The organism is Aurantimonas litoralis (assembly GCF_026153195.1).
Lineage (GTDB): Bacteria > Pseudomonadota > Alphaproteobacteria > Rhizobiales > Rhizobiaceae > Aurantimonas > Aurantimonas coralicida.
In genome coordinates, this window is record NZ_JAPFBM010000002.1 from 508,479 (window position 1) to 521,603 (window position 13,125).

14 protein-coding genes are annotated in these 13,125 nt (G+C 67.0%); 8 read left to right on the forward strand and 6 right to left on the reverse strand.

The window, feature by feature from the left end:
* The first annotated feature begins 147 nt into the window (after window positions 1-147).
* Both N7I30_RS07140 and N7I30_RS07145 read left to right on the forward strand, forming a co-directional pair.
* Window positions 148-1,128 carry a glycosyltransferase family 2 protein gene (locus N7I30_RS07140; protein ID WP_498637733.1) on the forward strand — a complete coding sequence of 327 codons (981 nt, stop codon included), beginning with the start codon at window positions 148-150 and terminating at the stop codon, window positions 1,126-1,128.
* Complete coding sequence (locus N7I30_RS07145) at window positions 1,097-2,401, forward strand: O-antigen ligase family protein (protein WP_498637735.1); 1,305 nt, start codon at window positions 1,097-1,099, stop codon at window positions 2,399-2,401. The genes N7I30_RS07140 and N7I30_RS07145 overlap by 32 nt, the downstream gene beginning before the upstream one ends.
* Here the strand turns inward: N7I30_RS07145 and N7I30_RS07150 are convergent.
* On the reverse strand, window positions 2,391-3,599 hold the full coding sequence (locus N7I30_RS07150) for an acyltransferase family protein (protein WP_498637737.1): 1,209 nt from the start codon (window positions 3,597-3,599) through the stop codon (window positions 2,391-2,393). The two genes, N7I30_RS07145 and N7I30_RS07150, sit on opposite strands and share 11 nt — an antisense overlap.
* Before the next feature lie 209 nt (window positions 3,600-3,808).
* Between N7I30_RS07150 and N7I30_RS07155 the strand changes: the two genes are divergently transcribed.
* The 4 genes from N7I30_RS07155 to N7I30_RS07170 all read left to right on the forward strand — a co-directional run bounded on the left by N7I30_RS07155 (window position 3,809) and on the right by N7I30_RS07170 (window position 6,736).
* Complete coding sequence (locus N7I30_RS07155; RefSeq protein ID WP_009208227.1) at window positions 3,809-4,276, forward strand: DUF2948 family protein; 468 nt, start codon at window positions 3,809-3,811, stop codon at window positions 4,274-4,276.
* A gap of 91 nt (window positions 4,277-4,367) precedes the next feature.
* Window positions 4,368-5,660, forward strand: coding sequence for a histidinol dehydrogenase (hisD, locus tag N7I30_RS07160; RefSeq protein ID WP_498637739.1), 1,293 nt, complete (start codon window positions 4,368-4,370; stop codon window positions 5,658-5,660).
* A 7-nt stretch (window positions 5,661-5,667) separates the two neighbouring features.
* Window positions 5,668-6,156 carry a UPF0262 family protein gene (locus tag N7I30_RS07165; protein WP_370195330.1) on the forward strand — a complete coding sequence of 163 codons (489 nt, stop codon included), beginning with the start codon at window positions 5,668-5,670 and terminating at the stop codon, window positions 6,154-6,156.
* A gap of 100 nt (window positions 6,157-6,256) precedes the next feature.
* Window positions 6,257-6,736 (forward strand): arsenate-mycothiol transferase ArsC, encoded by a 480-nt coding sequence (locus tag N7I30_RS07170; RefSeq protein WP_498637741.1) that lies wholly within the window; start codon window positions 6,257-6,259, stop codon window positions 6,734-6,736.
* Window positions 6,737-6,771: 35 nt separating this feature from the next.
* On the opposite strand, the gene yihA is transcribed toward N7I30_RS07170, so the two are convergent.
* From yihA to rpmH, 5 genes are all read right to left on the reverse strand, one after another.
* Complete coding sequence (gene yihA, locus N7I30_RS07175) at window positions 6,772-7,434, reverse strand: ribosome biogenesis GTP-binding protein YihA/YsxC (protein ID WP_024349334.1); 663 nt, start codon at window positions 7,432-7,434, stop codon at window positions 6,772-6,774.
* A gap of 14 nt (window positions 7,435-7,448) precedes the next feature.
* The gene (locus N7I30_RS07180; RefSeq protein WP_498637743.1) at window positions 7,449-8,087 is read right to left on the reverse strand and encodes a CatB-related O-acetyltransferase; all 639 of its coding nucleotides are present in this window, start codon (window positions 8,085-8,087) and stop codon (window positions 7,449-7,451) included.
* An 85-nt stretch (window positions 8,088-8,172) separates the two neighbouring features.
* Window positions 8,173-10,002, reverse strand: coding sequence for a membrane protein insertase YidC (gene yidC / locus N7I30_RS07185; protein WP_498637745.1), 1,830 nt, complete (start codon window positions 10,000-10,002; stop codon window positions 8,173-8,175).
* Window positions 10,002-10,397 (reverse strand): ribonuclease P protein component, encoded by a 396-nt coding sequence (gene rnpA / locus N7I30_RS07190; RefSeq protein WP_187392040.1) that lies wholly within the window; start codon window positions 10,395-10,397, stop codon window positions 10,002-10,004. Before rnpA ends, yidC begins: the two co-directional genes overlap by 1 nt.
* Window positions 10,398-10,429: 32 nt before the next feature.
* Window positions 10,430-10,564, reverse strand: a complete 135-nt coding sequence (gene rpmH / locus N7I30_RS07195) for a 50S ribosomal protein L34 (RefSeq protein WP_024349338.1) — start codon at window positions 10,562-10,564, stop codon at window positions 10,430-10,432.
* On the opposite strand from rpmH, the gene N7I30_RS07200 reads away from it, so the two are divergent.
* Both N7I30_RS07200 and N7I30_RS07205 read left to right on the forward strand, forming a co-directional pair.
* A complete protein-coding gene (locus N7I30_RS07200; RefSeq protein ID WP_498637748.1) occupies window positions 10,554-11,660 on the forward strand; it encodes a TVP38/TMEM64 family protein in 1,107 nt (368 codons plus the stop codon). The two genes, rpmH and N7I30_RS07200, sit on opposite strands and share 11 nt — an antisense overlap.
* Complete coding sequence (locus tag N7I30_RS07205; protein WP_498637750.1) at window positions 11,661-13,088, forward strand: dihydrolipoyl dehydrogenase family protein; 1,428 nt, start codon at window positions 11,661-11,663, stop codon at window positions 13,086-13,088. It abuts the gene before it with no gap.
* Window positions 13,089-13,125 lie beyond the last annotated feature (37 nt).

A 13,125-nucleotide genomic window follows, 5' to 3' on the forward strand; every position in this document is an offset into this window, starting at 1 on the left:
CAATCCGCCGGATCAAACCCGGCGGGTTCGGTCCGAAAACGAGGATTTCCCCGTCCGACGGCGCGCGATCTGAGGGAAATCGATCCTTTCTTCACCTTTCTCTGGTCTGCTCGCGCCGAACCGCGGACAATCGCCCGAGCGAGATCGATGACCGACGCCATCACCATCGCATGTGAATCGCCCGGCCTCGATGGCGACGCCTTCGCGATCGTCGTCACCCTTCCGACCTTCCGCCGGCCCGAGCATCTCCTGAAGACGCTTGCCTCGCTGGCCGCGCAGCGGACCGCCCGTCCCTTCGCCGTGATCGTCATGGAGAACGACGCCGAGGGTCGTGCCGGGCTGGATGCCGCGCGCCCCCTGTTTGCCGACGGTCAACTGAACGGCCTGATCCTGATCGCCCATGAGCGCGGCAATTGCGCCGCCTACAACGCCGGCTGGCAGACCGCGCTGACGCGGTTTCCGGCCATGCGCCATCTTCTGGTGATCGACGACGACGAGATCGCCGATCCGGACTGGATCGACCGTCTCGTGGCCACCTCCGACAGGCTCGATGTCGATATCGTCGGCGGGCCGCAGGTGCCGGTCTTCGAGGACGGGGCCAGCACCCGCTACGCGCGCCATCCGGTGTTCACGCCGCATTACAGCGAGACCGGGGCGGTCCCGATCCTGTATTCCTCGGGCAATGTCGCGATCCGCCGCAGGGTGCTCGAGACGATCGGCGCGCCCTTTCTCGACACCGCCTTCAACTTCATCGGCGGCGGTGACAGCGACTTCTATACGCGCTGCCGCCAGCGCGGCTTTTCCTTCGGATGGTGTGCCGAGGCGCCGGTTCTGGAGACGACGCCGGCGCGCCGCACCGAGTTTTCGTGGCTGAACGCCCGTGGCCTGCGCAACGGCGCGATATCCTCGATCATCGAGCGCCGGCAGACATCGGGCCGGCGCAACGGGCTGCGCCGCGTCGCCAAGAGCGCCGCCCTGCTGGCGGCCTCGCCGCTGCGCTCGGCAGGGCTGGCCCTGCGCACGCGCTCGCCGGTGATCGGGCTTTATCACATGCAGGTCGCCATCGGCCGGCTGATGGCGGAATTCGGATGGGTGAATGAGCAATATCGCCGTCCAGAACAGAACTGACTTTCGCTCCTTCGGCGACACCCGGTGGTGGACGGATACCGTCCGCATGCTGCTGGGCGCCGGAATCTTCACGGCGCTGCTGGTCACCGTCACGCCCTTCGCCGTCACCTTCACCGGCGATCAGGACGCCGGCAGCCTGGCCAACCAGCTGGGCTACGCCTCCATGGCGCTGGTCGTCTTCGCCGGGCATGCCCTTCTCACCGACCGCACGACGCTGCTGGCGCTGGCCCGCCCCATGTGGCTCATCATGGCGGCGTGGCTGCTGGTCAGTGCCCTGTGGGCGGACAGTCCGGAAAACGCCCTGCGCGGCGCTGCCTTCACGCTGCTTGCGATGGCGACCGTCAGCGCCATCCTGTGCTTCCCCAAGGATGTGCGCGCCTTCCGCACCGCGCTGACGCTTGCCATGCTGGCCGTGCTGGCGCTGTCCTATTTCGGCGTCATTGCCATGCCGGGCCTTGCCCTGCATGACGGCTCGGGCTCGGAGCCCCAGCATGCGGGCCTGTGGCGCGGCGCCTATTCCCACAAGAACGTCGCCGGCGCGGTGTTCGCCGTGGTGTTCTTCTGCGGTGTCTATCTGTTTCGCTGCGGCCAGCGCTGGTCCGGTTTCGCCATTGCGCTCCTGGCGGCCTTCTTCGTTCTGAAGACCGGTTCCAAGACGTCGATCACGCTGCTGCCGGTAGTCGCCGCCATCGTCATCATCGGTTCGCTCACCGGCCGCTGGCTGCTGACCATCGGCATCGCCCTGACCTTGACCGTGATGGCGTTCCTGACGATCGGCACGGTCCTGTCGCCGCTGTTCGACCAGATCGTCCAGACGGTGGTGCCGGGCACGACCTTCACCGGCCGCATGGATCTGTGGCGCTTTGCCCTGGAAGTCTTCGAAGGGCACGAATGGACCGGTTTCGGCCTCAACGCCTTCTGGCAGAGCCAGGTCGTCTACGGCACCGAGCGCAATTTCGAACTGTCCTGGGATCCGCGCGGCAGCCCCAATGCCCATAATGGCTATCTCGACATCGCCATCTCGATGGGCCTGCCCGGCCTAGTCCTCGCCGTCATCGTGCTGGTCGTCCTGCCGCTGTGGGATTTCACCCGTGTCGGACGCGACCGCGAGAGCCAGCGGCTCGGCCAGCTCTTCCTGATGGTCCTGGCCTATCTGCTGCTGAACGCGTTTCTGGAGAGCTTCCTGTTCGACCGGGCCAACCCGATCTGGATGGCGGTCTGTTTCGCGGTCATCGGCCTGCGGCTTTTGTCGCGCCACTCTGTCAGGGCGTAGAGCCGTCCGCGACAGGCTTGTCGGCCGGATGTCCGGAGACCGGAGCAGGCTTGCGTGACAGGCGCTTCTGGCCATAGGCCATGCCCGGCCGCTCGATGAGCCGCCAGGTGATCGCGCTCATGACGATCGTGCCGGCCAGGATGATCGCCAACGCCGTCAGCGACTGCCATTCCGTGCTGCCCATCAGGCGCTTGCCGTCCGCCGCCGCCGAGAAGATCGGCCAGCCGGTCCTGTCGCCGAGAATCGTCGCGACGTTCTCGGTGCGCGAGATGACAAAGGCGTGGGTCATGTAGACCGAGTAGGAGATCGCCCCGAGAAAGGCGATCGGCCCGGCCTTCAGGAGGCGGCTCACCGCGCCGCCCTCATGGCCGAAGACATAGATGGCGAAGGCGAAGACCAGGGGGGCGGCCACCGACAGCACCGATCCGCCGAGCTCGCTGACGAAGACCGCGACCAGCAGGACGCAGGCGAGTTCGGCCAGCGTCCAGGCGGTGCCCCCGACCGCAACCCGCCCCCCGGCCCGTGGCCAGATCACCAGCCGCAGGACGGCGCCGAGCGAGAAGCCGGCGAGACAGCGCAGCCAGCCGAAGCGAACCGTCGTGTCCATCGTCCCCTCGACCAGCGCGATGACGATAAGCCCGGCGACGATGGTCACCGCCATCAGCGGCAGTATTGCGCGCGGCGCGCGGATGACCAGGAGCGCGAACAGGCCATAGGCCAGAAGCTCGGCCGAGATGCTCCAGCTCGGATAGTTCCAGCCGAGCGAATCCACGGTGCCGAAGGAATGGCTCATCAGGAGGTTGTGGACGAGGGCCACCACCGAATTGCCGCCGACGAAGGCCTCCGACGGCCCCTTGGTGACCAGCATCAGGCACTCGAAGGCGACGAACAGCGCCAGCATGAAGAGATGCAGCGGATACACCCGGAACAACCGCAATCCGAAGAAGCGGCCGAAATTCTGCTCTCCACGCAGCCGGTCGTAAAAGGCGTGGGCAATGACGAAGCCCGACAGGACAAAGAAGAAGTCGACGAAGAGATAGCCGTGCCGGAAGAAGGCGGTCTCGTGGACGATGCCGGCGACCGGGGCGTGGAACAGGACGACCAGCAGCGCGCAGATACCGCGCCAGCCGTCCAACGCTTCGAACCGTGCCGGCTGGCTGCGATCCTGAACGGCGGCTTCGCGCTGTTCGTCGTGCATGGCAATCCCCCCGGATGCCCGCGCCGATCGGCGGCGCCGTCGGCTCTCGCGGTCGTTGGACCCGGCCATAATGCGCCGGAAACGTTAAGCTTTTGGTCATGCCTCGGTGCAGGGCGCGGCGATGCGCCGGATGTCGGGCCAAGATGCCGTTGCGGTCGGTGCCGGCGCGCCCTAGGTTCCGCGCTGCCAACACGGAAAGAACCCTTCGCATGACCGACCGCCTGCGCCTCCTCGCCGTCGACACCGACGACCTGGCGATCATCTCAGCCTATTGTCAGGACGCGGTGGTCAAGCCGAAGGACTGCCAGCACCGGGCCGCCGCCGGCCAGTTCATCGTCGAGATGAACCGCTTCGTCTGGGAGACCTCGCAGGGCGTGTCCCGCTTCCGCCTGTTCAAGAAGGCCGAATATGAGCGCCGCCGCGCGGTCCTGCATTTCGACCGGGTCACCGAGGTCAAGCATACCGGCCTCGCGCCCGCCTCCGACGACGTGCTGGTTCTCCTCGCCATCCGCTTCACTGTGACGGAAGCGCCCTCGGGGATTGTCGAGCTTGTCTTCGCCGGCGGCTCCGCGATAAGGCTGACCGTCGAGGTGATCGAGGCGCAGCTCGCCGATATCGGCGGCTCCTGGAGCACCGGGTCGAAGCCGGACCACAACCGGCCAGACCGGATCAGCTGACGGCCGCATGGCTGGCGCGCCCTGCCGCAAGGCAGGTGGAACCGCGACGGCCCGACGGCGTCCGACGAGAGTGACGGAAGGGGTTCACAGAGTGCCGTCGAGGCTCAATACCGACGATTCCGGTTTCGAGGCGGAGTTTCGCGCTCTGCTCGGCGCCAAGCGCGAGCAGGCGGACGACGTCGATTCGGCGGTCCGCCACATCATCGCGCGGGTGCGCGAAGAGGGCGACGCCGCCCTGATCGATCTGACGCGCCAGTTCGACGGGCTCGACCTGACCCCCGAAGTGCTGCGGGTCGGCCAGGACGAGATCGACGCCGCCCATGCCGCAACGCCCGAAGAGACGCTGGCCGCGCTGACCACGGCCCATGATCGCATCTCCAGCCACCATGCCCGGCAGATGCCCAAGGACGACCGCTATGTCGACGCGATCGGCGTCGAGCTGGGCAGTCGCTGGACCGCGGTGGATTCGGTCGGCCTCTACGTTCCCGGCGGTCAGGCGAGCTACCCCTCCTCCGTGCTGATGAACGCCGTGCCGGCCAGGGTCGCAGGTGTCGAGCGCATCGCCATGACGGTGCCCGCCATGCGCGGCGTCCTCAACCCGCTGGTCCTTGCCGCGGCGAAGATTTGCGGTGTCAGCGAAATCTACCGGCTGGGCGGGGCCCAGGCCGTAGCCGCCTTCGCCTATGGTACCGAGACCATCGCACCCGTCGCCAAGATCGTCGGTCCGGGCAACGCCTTCGTGGCTGCCGCCAAGCGGCAGGTCTTCGGCACGGTCGGCATCGACATGATCGCCGGCCCGTCGGAAATCCTCGTCATCGCCGACGGCCGGAACGATCCGGACTGGATCGCCGCCGATCTGCTCAGCCAGGCCGAGCATGATGCCGCCGCACAGTCGATCCTGATCACCGACGATGCGGGCTTTGCCGACGCGGTCGAGGCCGCCGTCGAGCGGCAGCTCAAGACCCTGTCGCGCAGTGCGACGGCCGCGGCGAGCTGGCGCGACCACGGCGCCATCATCCTCGTCGGCTCGCTCGACGAGGCCCCGGCCCTGTCCGACCGGATCGCACCGGAGCATCTGGAACTGGCGGTCGACGATCCCGAAGCCCTGTTCGCCCGGCTGCGTCACGCCGGCGCGGTCTTCCTCGGCCGGCATACGCCGGAAGTGATCGGCGACTATGTCGGCGGCTCGAACCATGTCCTGCCAACCGCCCGCTCGGCGCGCTTCTCCTCCGGCCTGTCGGTGCTCGACTTCGTCAAGCGCACCTCGATCCTCAAGCTCGGCCCGGACCAGTTGCGTGAGCTCGGCCCGGCGGCGATTGAACTCGCCCGTGTCGAAGGGCTCGACGCCCATGGCCGGTCTGTCGCGATCCGGTTGAACCTTTGAGGATGGCATGAGCGAAGCGGACGGCACGGGCGATGGCCATCTGATCGACGTCGAGCTCGACGACACGATCGGCCGGGCGACGCCCGACGTCGAGCACGAACGTGCCGTGGCGATCTTCGACCTGATCGAGGAGAACGTCTTCAATCCGGTCGGCGCGCCCCGGGGCGGCCGCTTCAAGCTGAAGCTCTCCCTGGCCGACAAGCGTCTGGTCTTCGACATCCGCGACGAGAACGATGCGCCGCTGGTCGCCCATATCCTGTCGCTGACCCCGTTTCGCCGGGTCATCAAGGACTATTTCCTGATCTGCGACAGTTATTACGAGGCGATCCGCTCGGCCACGCCCCAGCATATCGAGGCCATCGACATGGGCCGGCGCGGGATTCACAATGACGGCTCCCAGACCCTCATGGAACGGCTGAAGGGCAAGATCGACGTCGATCTGGATACGGCGCGGCGGCTGTTCACCCTTATCTGCGTTCTCCACTGGCGGAGCTGACCCCGGCCATGGCGTGGCGAGTGACGGCATCGGGGCGAGATCAGGATGCGGGGTCCAGTGGGACCCGGCGCGGTTCCGCTGCCTCCGGGAGGCCCTGCCCATGAGCGCGGCCGGCGAAGGCGGCGACAAACGGCGCATTTCCTCGGTGCTGTTCGTCTGCGGCATGAACGCGATCCGCTCGCCCATGGCCGAGGCGCTGGCGCGGTCGCTGCTTCCCCAGTCGGTTTATGTCGCCTCCGCCGGCGTGCGCGACGGCCAGCGTGATCCGTTCGTCGACAGCGTCCTGGCAGAAAAGGGGCTCAGCCTCGGCGACCGGCGGCCGCAGCGGCTGGAGGATCTCGAGGACAGCTATTTCGACCTGATCGTCACCATGGCGCCGGAAGCCCACCACGCCGTCCTCGACGCCACCGGCACGGCCTCGGTGGATGTCGAGTTCTGGCCGATGCCCGACCCGTCCGTCGCCACCGGCAGCCGCGAGCAGATCCTGGAAGCCTATCGCGCCGTGTGCAGCCGCATCGACGACCACATCCGCAAGCGCCTGCTGCAGGATCAGGCGACGCCGCCCGCACCGAAAGACTGACGCGGACCGCGGCCGAACGCTGGAACCGCCCTGCCCTATTCGGCCAGAGCGGCGATCTCGGCCTTCAGTTCGTCGAGCCCGACGCCCTTTTCCGACGACGTCGACAGAATCCGCGGAAACGCCGCCGGGTGCCGCTTGATGCCGAGCGCCGTCGCCTCGATCAGCTTCGGCACGCCCGTCGCCTTGATCTTGTCGGTCTTGGTCAGGACGATCTGGTAGGAGACGGCGGCCTTGTCGAGCAGGCCCATGACCTCCTCGTCATTCTTCTTGATCCCGTGCCGGGCATCGATCAGCAGGAAGACCCGCTTCAGGCTGGCACGGCCGCGCAGATACGAGAAGACCAGCTTGGTCCAGGCGTCGACATGGTCCTTCGGGGCCTTGGCATAGCCGTAGCCCGGCATGTCGACCACCGCGATCGGCGGCAGCTCGGCGGTCTCGCCGCCATAGCCGTCCGGCACGAAGAAGTTCAGCTCCTGCGTCCGGCCCGGCGTGTTCGACGTGCGCGCCAGGCCCTTCTGGGCGAGAAGCGCATTGATCAGCGACGACTTGCCGACATTGGAGCGACCGGCGAAGGCGATCTCCGGCGGGCCTTCCGGCGGCAGGAACTTCATTGCCGGGACACCGCGCACGAAGACCCAAGGCTGGCCGAAGAAATGCGCGGCGGCCGGCGGCGGCGGCGTGTTGGCGTCGTCGGTCATGTCCTGATCCATCGTCATTTCGCCTTTTCCAGCGCGTCTGTGTCGCCGCCCCGGATCGCACCGAGATTGCGGCTGATCCTGTCGGCCGGCCAGTTCCACCACGCGATTTCCAGGAGGCGCCGGACGGCGTCGTCGGGAAATCGCACACGGATCGTTCGGGCCGGATTGCCGCCGACCACCGCATAGGCCGGAACGTCCTTCGTAACCACCGCATGGGCCGCGATCACCGCACCGTCGCCGACGGTGACGCCCGGCATGATGGTCGCCTTCTCGCCGATCCACACATCGTTGCCGATCCGCGTATCGCCCTTCACCCCGTCGAGGATGGTCTGGAAATCAAAACCGTTGTCCCAGCCCTTGCCGAAGATCTGGAAGGGATAGGTCGAGATTCCGCCCATCGCGTGATTGGCGCCGTTCATCACGAAGGACACGCCGCAGGCGATGGCGCAGAACCGGCCGATGACCAGCCGGTCGCCGATGAACGGATAGAGATGGCCGACGCAGGCCTCGACGAAGCGCTCCGGACCGTCAGGGTCGTCGTAATAGGTGTAGTCGCCGATCTCGATCTGCGGATGGTCGACCAGCGGCTTCAGGAAGCCGACACGCGGATGCCCGGCCAAGGGGTGCGGATCGGTCGGGTCGGGTCCGTGCATGCTCGGTCCTTTTTGAGGACGGCACCCCCGAACGGCGTCGTCCCGCGCGGCGCGACCCGAAGGCCGCATCGCACGGGACGTCTGCTCAGCCCTCGGAGGGCTTTTCCTTTCGTCGGAACATCCCGCGCAGATTGTCCCAGAGTTCGATCTTGGTGCCGTTGCGCTTCATGATCACCGACTGCTGGATCACCGAAAGCAGGTTGTTCCAGGTCCAGTAGATCACCAGTCCGGCCGGGAAAGAGGCCAGCATGAAGGTGAAGACCACCGGCATCCAGGTGAAGATCATCTGCTGCGTCGGATCCGGCGGCGTCGGGTTGAGGCGCATCTGGATGAACATCGTGATGCCCATCAGGATCGGCCAGACGCCGACGATCAGGAGCTGCGGCAGATCGACGGGGATCAGGCCGAACAGGTTGAAGATGCTCGTCGGATCGGGCGCGGCCAGATCCTGGATCCAGCCGAAGAACGGCGCGTGCCGCATCTCGATCGTCACATACAGCACCTTGTAGAGCGCGAAGAACACCGGGATCTGGATCAGGATCGGCCAGCAGCCTGCGGCCGGGTTGATCTTCTCCTCCCGGTAGATGCGCATCATCTCCTGCTGCTGCTTCTGCTTGTCGTCCTTGAAGCGCTCGCGCATCTCCATGATCTTCGGCTGCATGTTCTTCATACGCGCCATCGACTTGTACGACTTGTTGGCCAGCGGGAAGAAGATGAGCTTCAGCACGACGGTGACCGCGAGAATCGCGACACCGAAATTGCCGATCATGCTGTAGAACCAGTCCAGCGCGTGGAACATCGGCCGGGTGATGAAATAGAACCAGCCCCAGTCGATCAGCTGGCCGAACTGGCGGATGTTGTAGCGCTCTTCATAGCTGTCGATGTCGCTGACGACCTTGGCGCCGGCGAAGGTGCGCGAGACGTTGGTCGCGGTGGCGCCCGGCTCGACCGTCACCGGGTCGGCGACGTATTCGGTCTGATAATGCGCGCGGCCGTCGGTCATGTAGAGGAAGCGCGACTGGAACGGGCGGCCCGCTTCCGGGACCAGCGTCGTCGCCCAGTACTTGTCGGTGATGCCGAGCCAGCCGCTGGAGGATTTCGGCGGCGTGTAGCGCAGGTCGTCCTCGATGGTGGAGTACGAGATCTCCGACAGGCCGTCGTCGCCGAAGACGCCGATCAGGCCTTCGAACAGGACGTAGACCGAGGCGACTTCCGGCTTCGCATAGCGGGTGACCCGGCCGTAGGACGACAGGGTCAGCGGCGCCGAGCCCTCGTTGCGGATCGTGTCCTCGTAGGTGAACATGAACCGGTCGTCGACGGAGATGGTCCGCTCGAAGGTGACGCCCGCGCCGTTCGTGGCGGTCAGCGTGACCGGGCTGTCGGGCGTCAGGGACTGGCCGCCCTCGGCCTGCCAGACCGTGCTCGGCCCGGGAAGCTCGCCGGCATCGCGGCCGAGATAGCCGAATTCCGCAAAATAGCCCGCCGGCAGCCGCTCCGGCGACAGGAGTACGATCGTCGGGGACGAATCGTCGACGGTCTCGTGGTAGTTCTTCAGGCGCAGATCATCGAGCCGCGCACCGGTCAGGTTAATCGAGCCCGACAGGGCCGGCGTGTCGATGGCGATGCGGTTGCCGGCGGCGATGGCCTGCTCGCGGGTCTCGCCGGTCGTCGGCAGAACGCCCTGATCCGGCACGACGCTTTCGCGCCCCGACGGTGCGGCGACATTGTCCTGCGGCGTTCCGGCGGGCGTCTGCGGCGTCTGCAGCGAGCCGTCGTTCTGCGCGACGTTGGACTGCGCGGCCTCGTTCTCGAGCCGCTGGGCTTCCATGCGCGGGCTGACGACCAGAAACTGCCACCCGACCAGCACCCCGATCGACAGGATCATGGCGATCAGGAAGTTGCGGTTGTTTTGCATCAGTCAGACCCCGATGGACGCTTCGACGGGCGCCGTTCCGTTGTGGCCGGCTCTCGCTGCGGCTGCTTCATCCTGGCGACCCGACGCGACAGCTCGTCCTTGAGCTGCTCGAAAGGCAGCGTCAGCACATCGCGGCGGGCGACGACCACATAGTCGATCCCCGGGGCCATGTCAGCCTGCGCATCGAGACGAATCGCCTCGCGCAACCGCCGCCGGATCCGGTTGCGGACCACGGCATTGCCGACTTTCTTGGTCACAGTGAGCCCGACACGAGGTGGAGCCGCGTCGCCGCGGTCCAGCGCCTCGATGAAGAAGGACGGGCCGTTCAGACGACGGCCCCGGCGCGCGGCGAGAAACTCCGCGCGCTTTGTCATGCGGCCGACAGCCTTCGGCATCTCGCCTGGCCGCGACCTGCTCACGTCTGGTGTCAGGCCGACAGCCGCTTGCGGCCGCGTGCGCGGCGAGCGGCGATGACCTTCTGGCCACCCTTGGTCGCCATGCGCGAGCGGAAACCGTGGCGGCGTTTGCGGACGAGCCGGGACGGCTGATAAGTGCGCTTCATCGTTTCACCCCCGCACCTTGCGGCACGGGCCCTTCATGTGTTCCGGAAACTGGGTTCGCGGTACAAGACGCTGCACGCAACTATCCGTCGCGCGGAACGCTGCCCGCTCGTGTGCGCGGCTTATAGGAAGGAAGAGCGGGAAAAGTCAATCACCGACGCGCAGGTCACGGCGAACGGATCGATTCCGGATTTTGCGCAACATGGCGTGATCTGGCTCCGTTTTGCGCCGCCGCCCTTTCGGTTTACCGCGCCGCGCGCGATGTTGCGGGCCACGCAAAACGGCGGCGCGGGCGACCCCGGCCGCGCCTGCAGAAAAATCGGACGCTGCATGAGACCGCATCTCGACACCAAAACCGGGCCGCCGCCGCTGGTGCGCTATCTTCCCGTCGCGGTGATCGTCGCGGGCCTCGCCTTGGCCTACGCGCTCGAACTGCACCTTTATCTCTCCCTCGACGTCTTCCTCGACAGCCGCGAGCGCCTGCGCGACTTCGTCGCCGGCCATATTGTCCTCGCCTCGCTCGGCTTCGTCACGCTCTATGCCCTGCTCGTTGCCTTCGCCTTCCCGGCGGCCTCGGTGGTGACGATCGCCGGCGGCTTCCTGTTCGGCTGGCTTCTGGGCGGCACCCTGACGGTGATCGGCGCGACGATCGGCGCGACGGCACTCTTCCTGGCCGCCCGGCACGCCTTCGGCGACGTCCTTCGGCGACGGGCCGGCGGCGCCATCCGGCGTTTCGCCGAGGGTTTCCGCGATGACGCCTTCGCCTATCTCCTCGTCCTGCGGCTGACGCCGATCCTGCCCTTCCTGGCGGTCAACGTCGCGCCGGCCTTCTTCGAGGTCTCGCTGCGCACCTATGTCGTCACCACCTTCCTCGGCATCATTCCCGGTGCCATGGTCTATGCCTTTCTCGGCAGCGGCCTGAACCAGACGCTGGTCAATGTAGGCAGCGGCGACGTCGAGATCGCCGACCTCGTGACCATGGAAATGACCATCGGCCTTGCGGGACTGGCGGCACTCGCGATCCTCGGCCTGGTCCTGAAGAAGACCTTCTTTCGCCGGCGCACAACGTCGACGGAAGACAAGAACGGCGAGCGCTGAATGGCCGAGATCCTCACACCCGACATCTGCGTCATCGGCGCCGGCTCCGGCGGCCTGACCACGGCGGCGGCCGCGGCGGCCTTCGGCGTGCCCGTCGTCCTGGTGGAACGCGGCAGGATGGGCGGCGACTGTCTCAATTATGGCTGCGTGCCGTCCAAGGCGCTGATCGCCGCCGGCAAGCACGCCGCCGCGATCCGCGAGGCGCCGGCCTTCGGCGTGTCGGCTGGCGACCCGCTGGTCGATTTTCCGGCGGTCAAGGATCATGTCGACGCCGTCATCGCGGCCATCGCACCGAACGATTCGGTCGAGCGCTTCGAGGGCCTCGGCGTGACCGTCATCAAGGCCGATGCGACCTTCGTCGACCCGAGGACGATCTCGGCGGGCGGCCAGATCATCCGCCCCCGGCGCTTCGTCATCGCCACAGGCTCGTCGGCACTGGTGCCGCCGATCGACGGCATCGGCGCGACGCCGTATCTGACCAACGAGACCATCTTCAGCCTGCGCGAGCGGCCCGACCATCTCCTCATCATCGGCGGCGGACCGATCGGCATGGAGATGGCGCAGGCTCATCGCCGGCTCGGATCGCGGGTGACGGTGGTCGAGGGCAGCAAGGCGCTGGGCCGCGACGATCCCGAACTGACCGAAGTGGCGCTCGCCGCGCTGCGCCGCGACGGCGTGACCATCATGGAGAACACCAAGGTGGTGCGCGCCGAAGGTAATGACGGCGCCATCCGCCTGACCATCGACCCCGCCGATGGCGACCGCCGGACGATCGAGGGCAGCCATCTTCTCCTGGCGGTCGGGCGGTCGCCCAATCTCGACGGGCTCGGGCTGGAAGCGGCCGGCATCGCTTATGACAAGCGCGGCATCACGGTCGGCCCCGATCTGCGCACCAGCAACCGGCGCGCCTATGCTATCGGCGACATCGCCGGCGGGCCGCAATTCACCCATGTGGCGAATTATCACGCCGGCCTCGTCATGCGGGCGCTGCTGTTCCGGCTGCCGGTCCGCACGAACCACGACATCCTGCCCCACGTCACCTTCACCGATCCGGAGGTTGGCCAGGTCGGGCTCACCGAAGCGCAGGCGAAGGAGCGCGGCCTTACCGTCGAGATCCTGCGCTGGCCCTATGCCGAAAACGACCGTGCCCAGGCCGAGCGCGAGACCGAAGGTCTCGTCAAGCTCGTGGTCGGCCGGCGCGGCAAGATCCTGGGCGCCGGCGTTGCCGGCGTCCAGGCCGGCGAGATCACCAATCTCCTGTCGCTGGTGGTCGGCAAAGGCCTGACGGTCGCGGCCCTGCGTGACTTCGTTTCGCCCTACCCCACCTTGTCGGAAATTGGCAAACGGGCGGCCACCGCCTACTATCAGCCCTATACGCGGCGTCCCCTGGTGCGCCGCGCCGTTGCCTTCCTGCAGCGGTTCGGCTGACCGGATCGGCAGGGCGCTCCGGCAGCGGACCGCACGG

Bases quoted from the DNA above. Each gene is read 5' to 3' on its own strand.
- N7I30_RS07140 (WP_498637733.1), top strand. From the start codon at position 148: ATGACCGACGCCATCACCATCGCATGTGAATCGCCCGGCCTCGATGGC.
- N7I30_RS07145 (WP_498637735.1), top strand. From the start codon at position 1,097: ATGAGCAATATCGCCGTCCAGAACAGAACTGACTTTCGCTCCTTCGGC.
- N7I30_RS07150 (WP_498637737.1), bottom strand. From the start codon at position 3,599: ATGCACGACGAACAGCGCGAAGCCGCCGTTCAGGATCGCAGCCAGCCG.
- N7I30_RS07155 (WP_009208227.1), top strand. From the start codon at position 3,809: ATGACCGACCGCCTGCGCCTCCTCGCCGTCGACACCGACGACCTGGCG.
- N7I30_RS07165 (WP_370195330.1), top strand. From the start codon at position 5,668: ATGAGCGAAGCGGACGGCACGGGCGATGGCCATCTGATCGACGTCGAG.
- N7I30_RS07170 (WP_498637741.1), top strand. From the start codon at position 6,257: ATGAGCGCGGCCGGCGAAGGCGGCGACAAACGGCGCATTTCCTCGGTG.
- yihA (WP_024349334.1), bottom strand. From the start codon at position 7,434: ATGACCGACGACGCCAACACGCCGCCGCCGCCGGCCGCCGCGCATTTC.
- N7I30_RS07180 (WP_498637743.1), bottom strand. From the start codon at position 8,087: ATGCACGGACCCGACCCGACCGATCCGCACCCCTTGGCCGGGCATCCG.
- yidC (WP_498637745.1), bottom strand. From the start codon at position 10,002: ATGCAAAACAACCGCAACTTCCTGATCGCCATGATCCTGTCGATCGGG.
- rnpA (WP_187392040.1), bottom strand. From the start codon at position 10,397: ATGCCGAAGGCTGTCGGCCGCATGACAAAGCGCGCGGAGTTTCTCGCC.
- rpmH (WP_024349338.1), bottom strand. From the start codon at position 10,564: ATGAAGCGCACTTATCAGCCGTCCCGGCTCGTCCGCAAACGCCGCCAC.
- N7I30_RS07205 (WP_498637750.1), top strand. From the start codon at position 11,661: ATGGCCGAGATCCTCACACCCGACATCTGCGTCATCGGCGCCGGCTCC.